The sequence below is a fragment of the Christensenella hongkongensis genome (assembly GCF_000981035.1).
GTDB classification, from domain to species: domain Bacteria; phylum Bacillota; class Clostridia; order Christensenellales; family Christensenellaceae; genus Christensenella; species Christensenella hongkongensis.
Map to the genome: position 1 here is coordinate 27,858 of NZ_LAYJ01000134.1, position 17,399 is coordinate 45,256.

Below are 17,399 nucleotides of genomic sequence, written 5' to 3' on the forward strand. Positions count from 1 at the left end.
GATGCAAAGTTGTTTGCCACAGTGTATAATATATAATTGCTATAGAATGCGTCGTTTTTAGATATGAAAAGAACTCCGGCGCAAATTGGAGGGTACTATCGTTATGAACGAAAGAATCAAATGTGAAAAATATTTATCCAAGGTAATGACGGCAGATGAAGCCGCAAAGCTTATTTATCCGGGCGCTACGATTGGGCTGAGCGGGTTTACACCGGCAGGCCATGCAAAGGCGGTTCCGCTTGCGATTGCGAAACGCGCGGAAGAAACGGGCGAAAAACTTGATCTTACGATTATGACCGGAGCTTCCGTTGGAGATCAGATCGACGGTGCTCTTACGCGCGCGGGCGCTATGAAAAAACGTCTTCCCTACCAGACCAATTCCACCGTACGCAATGCGATTAACGCCGGCGAGATCGAATATTTTGATATGCACTTAAGCCAGCTTGCCGTTTGGGCCAAAAATGGATTTTTCGGCGACATCGATTTTGCAATCGTCGAAGTTTCCGGTATAGACGAGGACGGGCACATCATTCCCTCGACCTCAATCGGCGCGGCAAATACTTATATTGACTGTGCAAAGAAGGTTATTCTTGAAGTAAATACCACACAGCCGTTATCTTTAAAAGGCATTCATGACGTATACACCGTTGAACGTGTTCCCAACAGCAAGCCGATCCCTATCGTACGTGCGGCCGACCGCATCGGTACGGAATATTATCCCTGTGATTTCGATAAAATCGCGGCAATCGTTATGACCGATATTCCCGATAAAGGTCGCGCGGTTCAACCAGTTGATGATATTTCGCAAAAAATCGCGGATAATATTGTTGAGCTGATCACAAAGGAAACGGAAGCAGGACGCCTGCCCGTACCGCTTCCTCCGCTGCAGTCCGGCGTGGGCGGCGTGGCAAACGCGGTTCTTGCAGGGCTTAAAAAATCATCCTTTACAAATCTCAACGTTTACTCCGAGGTTTTGCAGGATGCGGTATTTGACCTGATCGACGCGGGGAAAATCGCTTTTGCTTCCGGTACGTCGCTCACAATCTCCCCGGATTTTCAGGAGCATTACGACAAAAATTTTGAGAAATATAAAGATAAGATCATGCTGCGTCCCCAGGAGATCAGCAATCATCCGGAGGTTATTCGCCGCCTTGGCATTATCGCTATGAATACGGCGATTGAGGTTGATATTTACGGCAACACGAATTCATCGCACATCAATGGTACGCGAATCATGAACGGGATTGGCGGCAGCGGCGACTTTGCGCAAAACGCGGGCCTTTCCATCTTCATGACACCCTCTACTGCAAAAAATGGTACGCTTTCGTGCATTGTTCCATTTGTAACGCATGTAGACCATACAGAGCACGATATCCATTTCCTTGTTACGGAATATGGTTATGCAGACCTGCGCGGACTTCCGCCAAGAATCCGTGCGCGTAAGATTATCGAAGTTTGCGCGCATCCGGACTTCCGCCCGCAGCTTCTCGATTATCTGGAACGTTCCTGCATGGAGTGTGAATGCAAACAGACACCACAGCTTCTGAGGGAAGTTTTCGCAGATAAATAAAACAGGCATTAGAAAAGGTCATGGAGCAAATGTTCCATGACCTTTTTGCATCTGTAAAACCTTACGCCCTCGCGCATAACAAATCCACAAAGCCCGCCACCTGACTATAAAACTACTTCCAGCAAGCTGTTTATCCTGACCAAAACGTTATGCAAATAACAATCCGGGATTGTAGCGGTAAATCGAGCACGGACGTCCTCCGGTCTGATAATTTGTATTCTCGATCAACTCGTTATTCTGGCGCAAATAGGACAAATAACGCTGCACCGTAATGCGGGACAAATTAACTGTCCCAACAATATCGTCACAGGAAAAACAAGCATCCGGCTGGCTGTTGAACACCGCCCTGATAGAGTTAAGCGTCTTTTTCTGCAACCCCTTCGGCAGTTCCGGAACCTCACATTCGGCTCCCTTCAGGAGCCAGTCCACCTTTTCCTGCGTCAGCGTTCCCCGCTGCTCAACAAGCTGTACGCGATGGAGAAACCGCGCAATCGCCTGCTCAAAACGGCTCGTGTCAAACGGATCGACAAGGCAATCCACTACGCCAAGGCGCATCACTGCACGAAGCGTATCGCAGTCGTTTCTCGCAACATAGGCGATCACTTCCGTACGCACGCTGTTTAAACGCAATTCGCGTATCAGCTCAACTCCTGTTTCGGGGTTCGTGCACAGGTCTACCAAAAGCAAATCTGCCGGGTGTCTCTCAAAATATTGCGAGGAGATCATTTCGTTAAAGGAAAGCATCTCAATCTGGAAGCGATTGTCCCTGATCATGTCAGTCGCATTGCTGTTCAGCCCTCTGAATCCTCTCTTCAATACCGTCATCCGATACATTTTATCAAACCTCGATTGTTATTCCCTGACCGCACACCACGGTGCAAACAGTCATAATAGCGTTTTTCTTTGTTAAAATTTTGTCAAATACAGGCGGCATGCTCCTCAAAAATCGTCTTTTGGGGAGGTATGCCTTCCTTTGTTTCAAAACAGGCCTCCGCCTGCAGGAACCCTGCAGGCGAAACCCGTATTTTATTTAGAAAAGCTTGCTGTATATCTCGTATACTTTGTCCCTGTCAAGCGTAGCATAGTTACGCGCCATCAGACGGCCCTGCTTTGTCATGACCGTATCCGTAAATACGTCAAGGTCTTCCTTTGTTACGCCGTATTCATGCAGCGGCCTGCACTGCAGAATTTTGTTGAGAAGCTTTTCCAGTTCTGCATATACAACTTCTTCCCCGCATCCGAGGATATCCGCGATAAATTTGTTGAGTTTTTTAATTTTACCGTTCGGATCGAGTTCCATATATGCCTTGAATACGCCGATCAGCAGGCAATAGTTTGCTTCGCCATGAGGAACGTGGTAGGTGCCTCCCAGCGGATAGCTCATTGCGTGAACTGCCGCGCAGCCTGCGTTGCCAAACGCAATCCCTGCGTAGTTGCTCGCAATCAGGAAATCTTTCAGGAGCGGAATACGTGCATCCTCGCCGTTCTTTGCGATCTCTTTATATCCGTTGAGGATAATTTTGATCGCTTCGTAACCAAACATCTCCGTATAAGGAGTCGCTTCAGGCGAAAGGCTGGATTCCAGAGCATGGATCAGTGCGTCGATCGAGCTTGTCGCAAAGAACTTGAAAGGCAGCCCCTTTAAAAGCTCCGGCACCATAACGGCGCTGTCCGCATACATTTCGTCAAGGCCCAAACCGAGCTTCGTATGACGGCTCTTGAGTTCTAAAATAGAAAGATTCGTCACTTCGCTGCCCGTCCCACAGGTTGTGGGCACGAGTACCAGCTCTTTATCTTTGATGATTTCAGCCTTTCCGTCGTAAAGATCCAGAATCGGGCTGACATTCTTAAGTGCAAAAATCTTGGAGATGTCGATAATCGTTCCGCCGCCGATGGCAATGATGCGCTTATAGTCTGCTTTCATGTCCGCATACATCGCTTCCGCCATTTCGTCGGACGGCTCGCCCGTGCCGTATTTCTCCTGATACATTACGTCCGCTTTGATTCCAAGGTCCGTAAACAACGGATTGAAAATATATTCGTTTGTAATGATAAGGTCGCCCTCTCCAATCTCAAACGCTTCACAGAATTCTTTGCATGTGTCAAACGCATGGATAACCGGTTTAATTGCAAGTTGTTTCATAATATCTCTCCTTAGTCCTCTTCGCTATATTTACATTTAAATTTATTCTCGAAAAACTCAATAAGCTGCGGCCTGAAATCAGGATGTGCAATCCTGATCAGGCGGATCGCGCGCTCCCTGAGCGTGATGCCGCGCAGGTCTGCAATACCATACTCTGTGATAACGTACTGCACGTCATACCTTGAGGTCGTAACCGCAGCACCTTCATCAATGACGCTGACAATTTTGGATACCTTTCCCTTTGCCGCCGTTGAAGGCATCGCCATAATGCTTCTGCCGCCTTTGCTCATGGATGCGCCGCGGACAAAATCTACCTGGCCGCCCACGCCGCTGATTTGCTTATGGCCCACAGAGGTAGAAACCACCTGCCCCATAAGGTCAACCTGGACACACGAATTAATAGAAACCATATTGTCGTTTTGGGCGATCACGATCGGATCGTTTACATAGTCAACCGGATAAACGCCAACTGCCGGGTTATCGTCAAGATAATCATACAGGCGGCGCGTGCCCATTGCAAATGTGAGGATACTCTTGCCCGGATGCAGCGTCTTTTTCTTATTTGTGATAACGCCCGCTTCCACAAGCTCTACCACGCCGTCTGAAATCATTTCGCTGTGAATTCCGAGGTCTTTCTTGTCCTTCAGGAACAGCAGCACCGCATCCGGTATGGCGCCGATTCCAAGCTGCAGGCAGTCGCCGTCTTTGATAAGCGACGCGCAGTTCCGTCCGATCGCTTCTTCCACTTCCGTAATCTTTGGATTGGGGAGTTCGAGGATCGGTTCGTCAAATTCTACAAAATCACTGATTTCATCAACATGGACAAACGAATCGCCATGCGTGCGGGGCATATATTTATTGACCTGGGCAATAACGGTTTTTGCTTGTTTTACCGCTTCCATCGTATAGTCCACAGAAATTCCAAGGCTTACAAATCCGTGCTCGTCCGGCGGCGTCACCGTCACAAGCGCAACATCCGGCTTGCAGTTTGTACGTAAAAGCTCCGGCTCCTTGGAAAAATAAACCGGCGTGATGTCCGCACGGCCTTCTGCGCATGCTGCACGCGTCGTCCCGCCCAGGAAAAATGCGTTGTGGCGGAAATGCTTTTCCATCTCCGGCGCGCAATATAATGATTTTCCCATAGACACCATGTGGATGATTTCCACATTTTCATAAGCATCCGCATTCGCAACCATAGCGTCCGTCACATGAACCGGCTCTCCCGTCGCATGCGCGATGACCACCGTGTCCCCTGATTTAATCTTCTTTACCGCTTCCTTGGCAGTTGTAAGCCGCGATTTGTATATTTGTTTCCAATCCATTGGTTTCCTCCCCTGTCACAATCAAAATTTTATTGTTCCGGTATTTGCCTGAGCGCCTCCCGGAGATTTGCATAATCATTTTTTTCGGCCATTATCATTTTACCGTAACGCCCTTCCAGATTATCATGCAACGCGCATGCGCTATGACATCCGCAGATAATCACCGCATAATCAACAGGCGTATCGGCACCCGCAATCACAATCTCGCTTTGCGGGAAATCCTTTTTCAGCTTTTGCACAATCCCCGTACGGTCGTAACGCGGATTGCAGCCGCCGCAATATTTAATTCCGATTCTCATTGGTATTACGTTCCGCCCGTTTTCTGTCAAGGATGCTGCGCGCCATATTCCAAGTTTCATCGCTGACGCCCGTCACCAGCACGACATCCTTCACTTCGGGTATCTCTTCCTTAATTGTACTGCCTACCAAAGACTCCAATGTGAAAGAAGCGGAAGGACAGTTGCTGCACTTGCCCAGAAAACGCACCTTAAGCACGCCGTCTTTAATATCGACTACCTCAATATCGCCCTGGTGCTCACCCATTGCGGGCCGCACCTTATCGCGCAGGACCTGTTCGATCCTTTCCTGCAATTCTTCGTGCATAACTGCCCCTTTCCACTCTCTTCCGTAAAGCATCCAGCCGCCGGCACGCACTGTGTGCGCCTGCGGCGGCTGATTTTATTTTTCTTACTCTTCGATGTGCGCGATCTTCTTTGCGAGTTCCTTCTTCATTCCCAGGTTGCCCTGACGCGCGATCATGATACGCTGTGCCTGCGGACTTCCCGCACCGTGCATGGACTCTGTACGGTAGCCGACGGCAGCCGTGCCAAGTGCAAGATTTTCAATCAGGCGCAGGATTCTCAGACGGTTCTCTGTAGAAACGCTCTCCACACCCTTCAGGTATTTCTCAACATATTTACCGAGCTTCGGATCACGGAAGTCTTTTTCAGACGGAGCCGTAACCATGATACCGCCCGCAATATCTTCAGCAAGCCGTACGATTTCATACGGGAAACGCGTTACGTTCTGTTTGCAGACGTTTGCCAGCAGCAGGTCGATGATATAATTGCCGGATTCCGTCTGGTGCCCTTCCGCCGAGCAGGCGATACCGCACGCATACAGCGTTTCATTGAGGTGCGTCATCTCAATCAGCTTGTCTTTAATGTGCGAAGCTTTTGCTGCTCCGTTGTAATCAGCCGCAACCGCAGCCGCGCCAATCAGCACGTCGCCCACGCCGACCTTGCAGCCGCCATAGCTCTGGCGGTGATATCCTGCAAAACGCTCAACCAGCATTCCTGCGAATTCTGTTTCCCCATTGAGGAAGATGCGGTCGTTTGGAACAAATACGTCGTCAAAGATCGTAAGCGCTTCCACTCCACCAAATTCAGCATTTCCTACATCAAGCTCCGTGCCTTCCAGTTTGCGCGTATCGCAGGACTGGCGGCCGATGATCATGAAGAGGCCCGGTGCGTCAAGCGGAACCGCAAAAGACACCGCATAATCCTTGTCCTCCGGTCTCATTGCAACCGTGGGCATTACGATTACCTCATGAGAGTTAAGCATACCTGTCTGGTGCGCTTTTGCGCCGCGCACGACAATTCCGTCCGGACGTCTTTCCACCACGCGCAGGTACATATCCGGATCAGGCTGTGCATGGGGAGCCAAAGAGCGGTCGCCCTTCGGATCAGTCATCGCGCCGTCGATCGTCAGATCGTTATCCTGGCAGTATTTCATAAATTTAACAAAGTTTTCATGGTAATTCGTTCCACAGGCCTTGTCTGTTTCATAAGTCGTGCTGTAAACGGCATTGAACGCATCCATACCAACGCAGCGCTGGAAGCACGCAGCCGTCTGCTGTCCCAAGAGCCTCTGCATCTTTACTTTTTTGATCAAATCGTCTGTATTACGATGAATGTTTGTGAAGCGGTTGATTTTACGTCCATCCTCAAGCGTTACCGTCATGAGGTCTTCGTACTCAGGCATTTGCGCCAGATCATACGTCATACGAACGGAATTGAGCGAAGGACGAAGGATCGGATCATCCACAGGATTCTCGATTTTCTCCCCAAACATATAAACTTCCATTTTGATTTTGCGAATACTTTCAATGTATTCTTCGCCAGTCATAAGTGCCATAATACTTTTCCTTTCTAATTATGAGCTTGTTTTTCCCAATCACTGCTTTCTCACCGCAAAACAGTGATCTCCCCTTTATATACCTTCAATTTTATATATGCAAATAACGTGCCATCCATATAAAAATATAGCATATTTTTCAAAAAAAAGCACTCTTTTTTGAAATTTAATCACTTTTTCTGTGTAATCTCAAAATAAGAATGCTATTTTGTGAAAATCAAACCTTGGTTTACATCGATATTCCACCACAATAAAAATTGTAATACCAATTTTCCCTTCGATCGTTGCAAAATCGCAACGCTCATTGTTTATTTTTTAACAATTTTTTCATTTACTTCTTGAAATAGGGTAAAATTTAAATCTTTTCTATTTCGTTTCATTTTTGCAACGCGTTTTATTTTTGCAACGTCCCAAGCTTATCACGATACTTTTTTCGTTTGCGAACAAAGGTAGCTGCATCCATTCCAAGACTTTTTGCGGCGTCGCGGACGTTTCCCCACTGCTCGTATGCGTGATTAATATAATCAAGCTCCATGCGCTCTACGAGCGCCTTTAGATCGATTCCTTCCCCACTTTGCAAAAGCTGTCCCTCCGCGGATGCAACGTGCAAAAACAGGTTTCCAAGCGTAACCTCGTTGGTATTGCTCATAATCATAGAACGCTCCACCACATTTTTCAGCTCCCTGACGTTTCCAGGCCACCGGTACTCCAGCAGCACATCCTTTGCCGCGTCGGTAAGCCTTTTTTCCATTCCATATTTATGGTTCAAATCGGTAAGAAACTGCTCTGCAAGCGGAATAATATCGTCTTTTCGTTCCCGCAGCGGCGGAATTGTAACGGGAAAAACGTTCAGGCGGTAAAACAGGTCTGCCCGGAAGGTTTTTTCACGCATCATTTCCAATAGATTCCTGTTTGTAGCGGCAATCACACGCACATCCACTTTGATTGGTTTATTGGAACCAATCCGTTCGATTTCCTGCTCCTGCAGCACACGCAGCAGCTTAACCTGCATATCAGGAGGCAGCTCTCCCACCTCGTCAAGGAATATCGTGCCTTTGTCCGCCACCTCAAAGAGTCCCATTTTTCCTTCCTTGTTTGCTCCGGTAAAAGCGCCCCTTTCGTAACCAAAAAGCTCGCTTTCAATCAGCGTGGAAGGAATTGCGCCGCAATTCACTTTAATAAACCGCTCTGCCGAACGGTTGCTGCCACGGAATATATAGGATGCAATCTTATCTTTCCCAACCCCGGTCTCACCTGTCAACAAAACCGTAGTGTCGAGCTTGCGCACCCGGTCTATCATTTGAAGGACATTCAGCATCGCCCTATCGCGAACTACAAGCTCGCCGTCGCCGATCAGCTGCCTTCTTATTGCTTCCAGCTCAGATACATTCTTCTCCGACAGTTCTTCATTTTCCCGCAGCTTCATTTTCAGCTCGTGCAGTTCTGTAATATCGCGCACGTTGGTGATTACCATAATCACTTCATTATTCTCGTCAAGCGTGGGCGTGCTGGTTATGACTGCGCGTTTTCCTGTCTGGAATTCCTGCTCGAGCGTCACAGGCTCCCGCGTCCTGATTGCCTCAAGCGTTCCAGACTGGTTAATCAAATCGTCCTTCACAAGATCCCTCATGTTTTTTCCCAGCACCTGCTCGCGTTTGAGCCCCGACAATATCTCATAGGATTTGTTCACCATGATGGTATTTGCATTTCCGTCCGTAATATAAATTCCATCATATGATCCTTCGATCACTACGTCAAGCACACTGCGCGCTTTACTGATATCGCTCAGCAGGTCCCCTTTTTCATAATAAGCAGGTAGTCTGTTTTTCATAAAAACCTTCCAAAATTCAAGGCAGACGGTAGACCATGCAGGGATGTCCGCCGGTATTATAGTCGATATCGCCAATCACGCGCCCCGCGTCCGTGAGCCGTTTCAGGTAACGTCTTACTGTTACTGTAGAAAGCCCCAGGCGCTGCGCAAACTCCTTCACTGTGAAATCATGCCCCGCTTTCTCACGAAAGCACTCCATAATTTTCTTTTCCGTTTCATTCTTAGCGCCGCCCTGCGAATAGGACAGCGACGCGTCCTTGGCGTGGAACAAATGATCGATCGTCTCCTGATCCACCGTACGAAGGCCGCTTACGGTTTGCTTATAGTCGATATATTTATCCAGAGCCTGCTGAAACCGGTTATAGGAAAAGGGCTTCACCAGATAATCAACTGCGCCAAGATGCAGCGAAGAAACGAGCGCATCGGTTTTTTTTGCAGCAGTGACCATAATAACGTCCACCTGTATTCTATTCCTTAGGATATCTTTCAAAAGCTCGATTCCATTATATTCAGGCAGGCAAATATCGAGGATCATGAGGTCCGCTCCTTTTTCCGCCAGAAAATCAAGCGCGTCACGCCCGCACTGGAATTCACCGACGACACGAAAGCGTCCGTCGCGTTCCACATATTCCCGATTGATATAGGACACCATCGGATCGTTATCCACGATAATCACCTGATACATATGCTTTTGCTCTCCTGATTTCATTGTAAGAGATTTCACAATCCATGTCAACCAAGCGATATTCAGCTATCCATAATCTCCTTTGCTTTCGGCATGACCGGCTGTTTTTCAGAAAAGCGTTTTAGCGTCCTCCTTGCGGCAAACGCAATCAGCAGGCTTGCGATGCCCGCCACCCCCACGACCACCGCCGGGTTAAGTCCATCGATTCCAAAGAGGAATCCATACATTGCCTGCCCAAGCGGATAAGCGCAGGTACAAAACATTGTCACGAATGCCATTACTTTTCCAAGCATCTCATTGGGTGTTACTTTTTGAATAAATGTCTGCGCGATCACCGTAAAAAGTGTTGTGCAACACAGACAAACCACCACCGTCACAAGAATCACGCCATAGGAAGCAAACGGCGTGCCATTCCCCATAACCGCAAGCCCCAACGGCGCCAGGCACAGCGTAGCGCCAAATAGAAACTTACTGGAACCGCTGAATCGAACCTTCTTCGTCACAGCGCCTGCAAGAAGGCCTCCCATGATGGATCCAACGGCCATTGCCCCTTCCACAAAACCGTAAAGTTGGCTGCTAAGCCCCAGAAATATCCTGACGAGATATGGCAGCCCTACGGTAAACATTGCCGCCATAAACAGGTTGAGCGCCGCTGTAAGCAGTAACAATTTGAGCATGGACGGATTTTCGTGCAGCAAAAAACGCATTGCGCTACCTGCGTCGCTTTTGATCATTTTAAAAATTCCCTGCTTCCTTTCGCGCCGTACAAAAGGGATGTGCAAAAATAATTCCATCGTCGCCGATGCAAAAAAGCATCCAAACCCAACAATAAGGATTGGCCACAAGCCGAAGAAACCATATAAAAATCCTCCGATGATAGGCCCTAACAGATTTGCAAGCGCATTGACCTGAATGACCATGCCATTGGCCCGGACAAGATTTTCTCCCTGTGCGAGCAATGGAACGCTGGCTTGTACGGCAGGCTGGTAAAATGATTGTATAATCATTAGTACGAACATCAGCACCGCAACCACAGTTATGCCTCCCGCCTGAATCAAAATTCCAAAGATTCCGATCGTAAGGGCTGTAATATAATCCAGCGCCACCATAATCCACTTGCGGCTTACGCGGTCTGCCAAAATGCCTCCAAAAGGCGCTCCCACGACCATTGGTATCATTGAAATTGCAAGTATCATCCCAAAAACAGACGACGAGCCCGTTTGATCCAGTACATACAGCGAAAGCGCAAAGCGCATGACCGCGTTCCCAAATAAGGACATTATCTGCCCCACTATCATGATTGTAAAATCCCTGTTAAACAATTTATATCCCATCTTAACTTTTCTGTCCTTCCTCTGGAAAATATTTTACATACCTACCGTCGGTATGTATTTTTGCAAAAAAATGCTGTTTATTCTATGTCTTTCCCTTGGACAACAGCATCATAATAATGCCCACAAACCGCGGCTACTTCTTCATCTATCACCGGCAGCCCTATCTTATCCGTAAGCTCCTTTATGAAAGACACGCGGCTCATAAATTCTTCCCTGCTCCAGCTAAACAGCGCCGGATTTGCCCATATATTCGTAAGCAGCATGAGCAATTCAGCCGCTTCCGCAGGTTTTGATACCTCCATAGAACCATCCTTGTTTCCCTCTTCGATCAACCGCGCGACAATCGGCCCTGTTTCAAATAAGGATTCACGCAGCTGCGCGACAACAATACGCGGATTTTCAAGCATTGGCAACAGCAATGCCCTGTCCATTTTCAGCTTTGTCTTATTCCCAAGAGAATCAAAAAACACCCGTTGGAGTTTTTGCAGCCCGTTCAGGCTTTTATCCTTCTTTACGCGCTCAAACCATTCGTTATCGTCATAAAAATCGCTGCATATCCGGTTGAATATTTCTTCCTTGCTCTGAAAATGGTGATAGACCGCGCCCTTTGACATTCCAAGCTCGCTTACGATGTCCTGAATGGATGTTTGGTCGTAACCTTTTTCAAGAAACAATCGGCCTGCAATTTCCAATATTTTCTGCACGGTTTCTTCCGGATATTTGTTTCGTGCCATTTTGATTCCCTTTCGAATACATACCAATAGTATGTATGAATTGTAAATCTTATTTACCGCTTTGTCAATCAGCTAAATTGGTTTTGAAATAACAAAAGCCGTCTTTTTTAAACGGCTTTCCAGGATATCTTCCGATCAATACTTATTTTCTTTCTTTTCCTCTTTTACATCTCCATCAGGCCAGACATATATGACTGCATTACACTTTGGACAAATATATACCCTTGTGGAATTTGATGCCTGTTTCGATTTACGCTCATACATCTGCGAGCCGCAATGCTTACATTCCATACTCTAACCTCCAAAGTAATTATACCACATTTGCCTGCCAAAAAAGAGTTTTTTGTAAATTAATGCTTACTTTTGATCGTAACGTTCGCACTTCGCCAGAAAATAAAGCAGATTATTTACGATTTTTCCTATCCTGATTCTGTGCGCATTTTGCCTTTACATTGTTTTATGCTTCAGTGCTCGTTTATATATAATCAATAATATTGAGAACGACAGGTATTTTATGTTCGAATACCGGGGAGGACAAACGATGAAACAAAATAATTTTCACAAAAAGCATATCAATAAATGGTTGATATTTGTTTTGTGTATGGCTTTTACGCTCCAACTTTTTGCGGTTCCAATGCTGGCTCTGGCCGAAAATATGGAGAATGCCCCAGGACAGGAAACACCGGCTGCCGGCGAAGTTTTGCCGGAACCGTCGGCAAGTGCTTCGAGCGGCGCAAATGACAGTCCCACTCCAAGCGGCGATGCCATTTTACCATCTGATAACAACGGGGAAAGCAATCCTGCTGGAGCGGCTGAAACGCCGGAAGCATCACAATCCCCAGCGCCAACTGAAACGAACGGCACAGTGCCTTCCGGCCAGCCACGGGATATAAAAACTGTTTTTGAGCAATTAGCTTCACAGGGCATAGAAGCATACAGCAACCCTGCAACTCATACAGTTCTTTCTGATCTGAAAGTTTCTTTTTTGTCCGCAGACCTGAAAACTGTTTTGGAAGGCGAAAATATATCGCCCGATTCAATCGTGCGGTTTACTTTTGACGTAACCATTCCTGCGGAAATAGCAACACAGCTCATATCCGGTGATTATTATAGTTTTCACTTGCCGGATACCCTCAGCCCCATCGTCAAAACGGTTCCAATACAGCAATCACAGACTGGCGTTAGCTTAGGGAACGCGGATATATTACAGAATGGTACTGTCAGGATAACGGCTGGAGATTATTTTGCCCATGCCGAGAATACTGCTGTTGTTGGAACCTTCTCCTTTGACGCCGCTTTTAATATGGATCAGATCGCATTGAGTACTCCATTTGAGATTAGCATTGGCGGTGAAAATTTTGCTCCCGTCCCTGTTTTGATCGCCGACACTTCAAATGAGGAAAGTGCCTCGCAGGAGGATTATCCTGTTATCGTTCCAATGGCGGCCCCAATAGGAACCGACATCAAAAATTATTTCACAACGACGCCCGCTACGATCATATCCGGAATGCACCTGAGCTATACCGATGCCCAAGGAAATCCCATGCCCGACGGGACAGCAAATATTAATTCACAGATCAAATTTAATTTTGACCTGGCAATTCCAAACGATGTGACGCCCAAAATAAAAGCGGGCGATTACTATACGATAGAACTGCCAGATAACGTAAAGATTAAAACAGGCCTTTACAACCAGCCAATGATTGATCCTGTAAGCGGCAAAACATATGCCAATTTTTCGGTCAATACCGATGGCACTGTTACCATCACTTTTACAGACGCGATTAGTACGTTGCGCGATGTAACAGGTCAAATTAATTTTAACGGAGCCTTCAACAGCCTGAATGTCACAGAGCCTGGCGATACCGATATCAGCATCCCAAGCGAAACAAACGTATCTTCCAGCGTGACGTTAAAGCCTCTTGTTGGAAGCGCCATCGAAAAAAAAGGCTCATTTGATAAAACGCGCAACCCTGATTCCATAACATGGGATGTTATCATCAATAAAAATATGGACTCTTTGGACAATGCAAAGGTTGCAGATACGCTTCCCCCCGGACTGATCTATTCTGCAACGACGGTAGAGGTCCTGCCCGTTAACCTTGACGTATATGGAAATATTACGTCTTATGGCGCACCGCTCACCTCAGGCTATACAGTGAGTGATACAACCACGAAAAACGATACGGTTACCTTTGACGCGCCTATCAAAACTGCATACTGCATCCGTTATACTACGCCAATCGATAAAAGTGTTGTTGCGCCGCTCGGTGAAAATAAACTTTTTGAAAACAATGCTACGCTGGACTGGTCTGGAAATACAACTCCCCTGTCCGCACAGGCGACTCTCAGGGCAAATTACGACAGCTACCTCAAAAAAATGTCAACAGGATATTCTCCCCAAACGCAAACTGTAAAATGGATGATCCAGTACAATTATGCGGGTAACACGATCCCCGCGGGTACTATGATCGCCGATATTTACAACAATATTGGAAACACGGTACCCATGTCTTTCGATCCGGCTACATTGAAAATATATCCTGTTACATTCGACGGGAACGGGAATCCTGTACAGAGTAACCAGCCGCTTGCGAGCAGTGAATATTCGCTTACGGAAAATGTCGATCCTGGAAACAGATTCGAAATTACATTTACCAACGAGCTCACAGGTGCATACAATATTGTATATGAAACCAAAGCAGAGCAAGCCCCGGGTAATATTGTGAATACTGACCAGATGATCGCAAATGCCGCTCAGTGAACGCCTCCGGGCGGTTCGACGCCGATTACGTCAACGCCCACTTTCACATTGCGCCAGCAGGGAGCAATTAAAACTGTGAAGGACGTTGACTATTCCTCACCGGTCAATGGCAAGACGATCACGTGGCAGGTCGTACTCAACAACGATCACAAGACGATTACGAAAGGCCTCCTCACCGATATGGCAAATTACATTATCGATGGCCAGGTTACAGACTGTTCCGTTGTGGACAATGGTTCCGACGGCAATGGCAATACGCTGCTCGGGAACGATAAATATTCTTATACCAATTTGCCAGCCGGTTTTAAGCTGGAGCTTGACGCTTCCCTTTTCCCAACGGATCACAGCTTTACCATCACCTTCAAAACGCCTTTGAAATATACGGGCCAGGATCCATCGCTGACCACATATAAAAACACGGCGTTCTTTGAAGACGGCCTTGGAATTTATACTTCCGAAGCCCAGGTTTCGCTTAATAAGCAAACACAGCAAAACGGTGGTAAAAGCGGAAGCTATAATGCGGTTACCAAACAAATCACGTGGAGCATCTATACCAATTATGCAAAAACAGGCCTGCAAAATGCCCGCATCGATGATCCAATCCCCGACGATCAGGTATTTGTCCCCGGCTCTACACGTATCTATTTCTATTCGGTTGCCCCGGATGGCGGATATACGCAGCTAAGAGAACTAACGCCAGAGGAATATGGCTATTTTATGATATCGGAACCGGCCAATCCGTCCGGTACTGACAAAACGTTAACCGTACGCCTGCCTGATGCAGCGCCGGACGCAGTGAAGGGCGTCCCTGTTGCATCGAGCGAGCTTCCTCCTTTGTTCCTTGTTCAGTTTGATACTACGGTCGAAGGAACTGTAGTCAAAAAAGAATATACGAACGAAGCGGATTTTTACAACGATTTTACGCCAAAAGAAACCCTTACCAGTAAAGTCGCAGTAAATAATGGAGGATCTCTTGCTTATAAAAACGGTTATCAGGGCGCCGACGGCTATGCGTACTGGAATGTTACCATTAATCCAAGCCAGTCTACGCTCACGGATACCAAGGTCGTAGACGTGCCGTCGTCCAACCAGTCCATACTGATGAGCTCGCTTACAATCAACGGCATGCAGGTGGATCAATCCGGAAAGCTTACGCCTGACCTTGGCGTTACACTCGTACAGGGTACGGATTATGACGCCGCTTACACCAATGTCAACGGCACATGGACATTGACCGTTACCCTGAAAGGGCAATATGCAACAATCGACCGCGCATACTATATGAGCTACAAGGCGGCTATTTATGTCGATCCCTCAAACGGCAGCGCAACGCAGCAAATCACGAACACTGCTACGATCACAGGTAATAACGGCGGATCTCACTCAGAATCGGTGACTACCCCGCTTGGCGTAGATGTAAACAGGGGTGGCGGTACCTTGCGCGGCGCTTTCCAGAAGCTTACGATTCAAAAGGTAGATATGGATGGTAATCCTCTTGCCGGCGCTCAATTCCAGCTCTATGACAAAAACGGCGATCCTGTCGGCGGTATAACCACATCAGACGCTCAGGGAATCATTACCTACGAAAATCTGGTTTCAGGCGATTATACCATCCAGGAAGTAGCTGTGCCGCCTGGATATACGCTTACTACAGTGCTCTCCTCCGGCGTACCGATCTCATTATCGCCGGATAACAATATTTTTACCTTTACCAACGGGCTTACCCAGGTGGAATTTGTCAAGGAAAATGAAATTGGCTGGCCTGTTTCGGGCGCGACATTTGCCATCGAGCAGCAGGTTGCAGATGGATGGCAGACCGTTCGTGAAAACCTTACGACAGACAGCGCCGGACAAATATTGGTGAAGGGACTCTCTGTCGGTCATTACCGATTTGTAGAAACCAGGCGTGCAGACGAGTATATCCTCAACACCACGCCAATGGAGTTTGATGTAACCACCAATCCCGACGTGATAAAGGTTGGATCGTTTATCGACTATCAAGGCAGCTTTCGTATGGTAAAGGAATCCGATACCGGGCAACCGCTTGAAGGCGTTGTATTTGAGCTTTACAAAATGGGCGATACCCCATCCCTCATATCCGAGCTCACGACCGATTCATCCGGCTGGATTGGCCTTGGCGGACTCTCGCCAGGAAGCTACAAGCTCGTGGAAACAAAAACTCTTGACGGACTGGTTTTGGACGAACGCCCTATCTTCTTCTCTATTACGGATAGCTATGCAGGCGCATTTCCGACACTGGACTTACGGAAGTTTATCAACCACCAGTATAAAGGGAATCTGGAGATCAGCAAAACCGACCTGCAGGGCGCCCCGTTGGCGGAAGCGGTGTTCAGTGTGTACAGCAGTAATGGTAATTTGATATTAGATCATATTACTACAGATAAATCCGGCAAGGCCGTTGTCACCGGTTTGTTGCCGGGCGAATATTATTTTGTAGAAACGAAGGCGCCTGATGGATATATACTGGATGAAGAAAAACACCTGTTTTCTGTTGTGTATGATGCAAAGGGCCAGCATATCAGCGTGGAGCAAACCGTCACAAATACACCGCTGTCTCCCGATGCCCTCACAACAAGCCGCCCCCAAACGGGCGACAACAGCAGCCTTGGCTTGTGGATTGCGTTATGCCTGGCAGCTGGCACAACAACGGTAGTTCTCCTAAGATACAAATATAAAAAGCAACATGAAAAATAGTAATGCCAGTTGTTAACAATCATAACCACCAGTAAACTGGTGGTTTGCGCTCGCCCTGGAAGGGCGAATTGCGGACTTAGCCCCTCAAGGGGCATCGAAGTTTGACACCGCATTACTATCTCGGGCAGCCGCTTAAGCGGCTGTCTTTTTTGCCTACTTGGTCTT

Annotated in this window: 13 protein-coding genes; 3 read left to right on the forward strand and 10 right to left on the reverse strand. The window is 47.4% G+C overall.

The genetic code is table 11. From position 1 onward, the window contains the following. Window positions 1-103: 103 nt before the first annotated feature. Window positions 104-1,570 (forward strand): succinate CoA transferase, encoded by a 1,467-nt coding sequence (locus tag CHK_RS15325; protein ID WP_046444956.1) that lies wholly within the window; start codon window positions 104-106, stop codon window positions 1,568-1,570. Window positions 1,571-1,717: 147 nt separating this feature from the next. Here CHK_RS15325 and CHK_RS15330 read toward each other — a convergent pair whose 3' ends face one another. The 10 genes from CHK_RS15330 to CHK_RS15375 all read right to left on the reverse strand — a co-directional run bounded on the left by CHK_RS15330 (window position 1,718) and on the right by CHK_RS15375 (window position 11,755). Next, window positions 1,718-2,404, reverse strand: coding sequence for a response regulator (locus CHK_RS15330; RefSeq protein ID WP_046444957.1), 687 nt, complete (start codon window positions 2,402-2,404; stop codon window positions 1,718-1,720). A gap of 196 nt (window positions 2,405-2,600) precedes the next feature. After that, window positions 2,601-3,713, reverse strand: a complete 1,113-nt coding sequence (locus CHK_RS15335; protein WP_046444958.1) for a 4-hydroxybutyrate dehydrogenase — start codon at window positions 3,711-3,713, stop codon at window positions 2,601-2,603. An 11-nt stretch (window positions 3,714-3,724) separates the two neighbouring features. Then, window positions 3,725-5,035: an acetyl-CoA hydrolase/transferase family protein gene (locus tag CHK_RS15340; protein ID WP_046444959.1), complete on the reverse strand. Its 1,311-nt coding sequence runs from the start codon at window positions 5,033-5,035 to the stop codon at window positions 3,725-3,727. A 29-nt stretch (window positions 5,036-5,064) separates the two neighbouring features. Beyond that, window positions 5,065-5,334, reverse strand: a complete 270-nt coding sequence (locus tag CHK_RS15345) for a hypothetical protein (protein ID WP_052740654.1) — start codon at window positions 5,332-5,334, stop codon at window positions 5,065-5,067. Next, window positions 5,318-5,671: a NifU family protein gene (locus CHK_RS15350; RefSeq protein ID WP_131925074.1), complete on the reverse strand. Its 354-nt coding sequence runs from the start codon at window positions 5,669-5,671 to the stop codon at window positions 5,318-5,320. The genes CHK_RS15345 and CHK_RS15350 overlap by 17 nt, the downstream gene beginning before the upstream one ends. Before the next feature lie 51 nt (window positions 5,672-5,722). Beyond that, the gene (locus CHK_RS15355; protein ID WP_046444960.1) at window positions 5,723-7,171 is read right to left on the reverse strand and encodes a 4-hydroxyphenylacetate 3-hydroxylase family protein; all 1,449 of its coding nucleotides are present in this window, start codon (window positions 7,169-7,171) and stop codon (window positions 5,723-5,725) included. Between the two features lie 394 nt (window positions 7,172-7,565). Next, window positions 7,566-9,002, reverse strand: a complete 1,437-nt coding sequence (locus CHK_RS15360; RefSeq protein ID WP_046444961.1) for a sigma-54 interaction domain-containing protein — start codon at window positions 9,000-9,002, stop codon at window positions 7,566-7,568. A 16-nt stretch (window positions 9,003-9,018) separates the two neighbouring features. Beyond that, the gene (locus CHK_RS15365; protein WP_046444962.1) at window positions 9,019-9,687 is read right to left on the reverse strand and encodes a response regulator; all 669 of its coding nucleotides are present in this window, start codon (window positions 9,685-9,687) and stop codon (window positions 9,019-9,021) included. A 62-nt stretch (window positions 9,688-9,749) separates the two neighbouring features. Next, the gene (locus CHK_RS15370) at window positions 9,750-11,021 is read right to left on the reverse strand and encodes an MFS transporter (protein WP_046444963.1); all 1,272 of its coding nucleotides are present in this window, start codon (window positions 11,019-11,021) and stop codon (window positions 9,750-9,752) included. A 77-nt stretch (window positions 11,022-11,098) separates the two neighbouring features. Further along, on the reverse strand, window positions 11,099-11,755 hold the full coding sequence (locus CHK_RS15375) for a TetR/AcrR family transcriptional regulator (protein WP_046444964.1): 657 nt from the start codon (window positions 11,753-11,755) through the stop codon (window positions 11,099-11,101). A gap of 541 nt (window positions 11,756-12,296) precedes the next feature. Here CHK_RS15375 and CHK_RS15380 point away from each other — a divergent pair. Beyond that, window positions 12,297-14,519: an Ig-like domain-containing protein gene (locus tag CHK_RS15380; protein ID WP_046444965.1), complete on the forward strand. Its 2,223-nt coding sequence runs from the start codon at window positions 12,297-12,299 to the stop codon at window positions 14,517-14,519. A 48-nt stretch (window positions 14,520-14,567) separates the two neighbouring features. Beyond that, the gene (locus CHK_RS15385; protein WP_046444966.1) at window positions 14,568-17,234 is read left to right on the forward strand and encodes a SpaA isopeptide-forming pilin-related protein; all 2,667 of its coding nucleotides are present in this window, start codon (window positions 14,568-14,570) and stop codon (window positions 17,232-17,234) included. The last annotated feature ends 165 nt before the right edge of the window (window positions 17,235-17,399 follow it).

What these genes read in the sequence shown, in the direction of transcription:
- CHK_RS15375 (WP_046444964.1), bottom strand. Translation starts at nt 11,755, where the DNA reads ATGGCACGAAACAAATATCCGGAAGAAACCGTGCAGAAAATATTGGAA.
- CHK_RS15330 (WP_046444957.1), bottom strand. Translation starts at nt 2,404, where the DNA reads ATGTATCGGATGACGGTATTGAAGAGAGGATTCAGAGGGCTGAACAGC.
- CHK_RS15340 (WP_046444959.1), bottom strand. Translation starts at nt 5,035, where the DNA reads ATGGATTGGAAACAAATATACAAATCGCGGCTTACAACTGCCAAGGAA.
- CHK_RS15345 (WP_052740654.1), bottom strand. Translation starts at nt 5,334, where the DNA reads ATGAGAATCGGAATTAAATATTGCGGCGGCTGCAATCCGCGTTACGAC.
- CHK_RS15360 (WP_046444961.1), bottom strand. Translation starts at nt 9,002, where the DNA reads ATGAAAAACAGACTACCTGCTTATTATGAAAAAGGGGACCTGCTGAGC.
- CHK_RS15335 (WP_046444958.1), bottom strand. Translation starts at nt 3,713, where the DNA reads ATGAAACAACTTGCAATTAAACCGGTTATCCATGCGTTTGACACATGC.
- CHK_RS15380 (WP_046444965.1), top strand. Translation starts at nt 12,297, where the DNA reads ATGAAACAAAATAATTTTCACAAAAAGCATATCAATAAATGGTTGATA.
- CHK_RS15365 (WP_046444962.1), bottom strand. Translation starts at nt 9,687, where the DNA reads ATGTATCAGGTGATTATCGTGGATAACGATCCGATGGTGTCCTATATC.
- CHK_RS15370 (WP_046444963.1), bottom strand. Translation starts at nt 11,021, where the DNA reads ATGGGATATAAATTGTTTAACAGGGATTTTACAATCATGATAGTGGGG.
- CHK_RS15325 (WP_046444956.1), top strand. Translation starts at nt 104, where the DNA reads ATGAACGAAAGAATCAAATGTGAAAAATATTTATCCAAGGTAATGACG.
- CHK_RS15350 (WP_131925074.1), bottom strand. Translation starts at nt 5,671, where the DNA reads ATGCTTTACGGAAGAGAGTGGAAAGGGGCAGTTATGCACGAAGAATTG.
- CHK_RS15355 (WP_046444960.1), bottom strand. Translation starts at nt 7,171, where the DNA reads ATGGCACTTATGACTGGCGAAGAATACATTGAAAGTATTCGCAAAATC.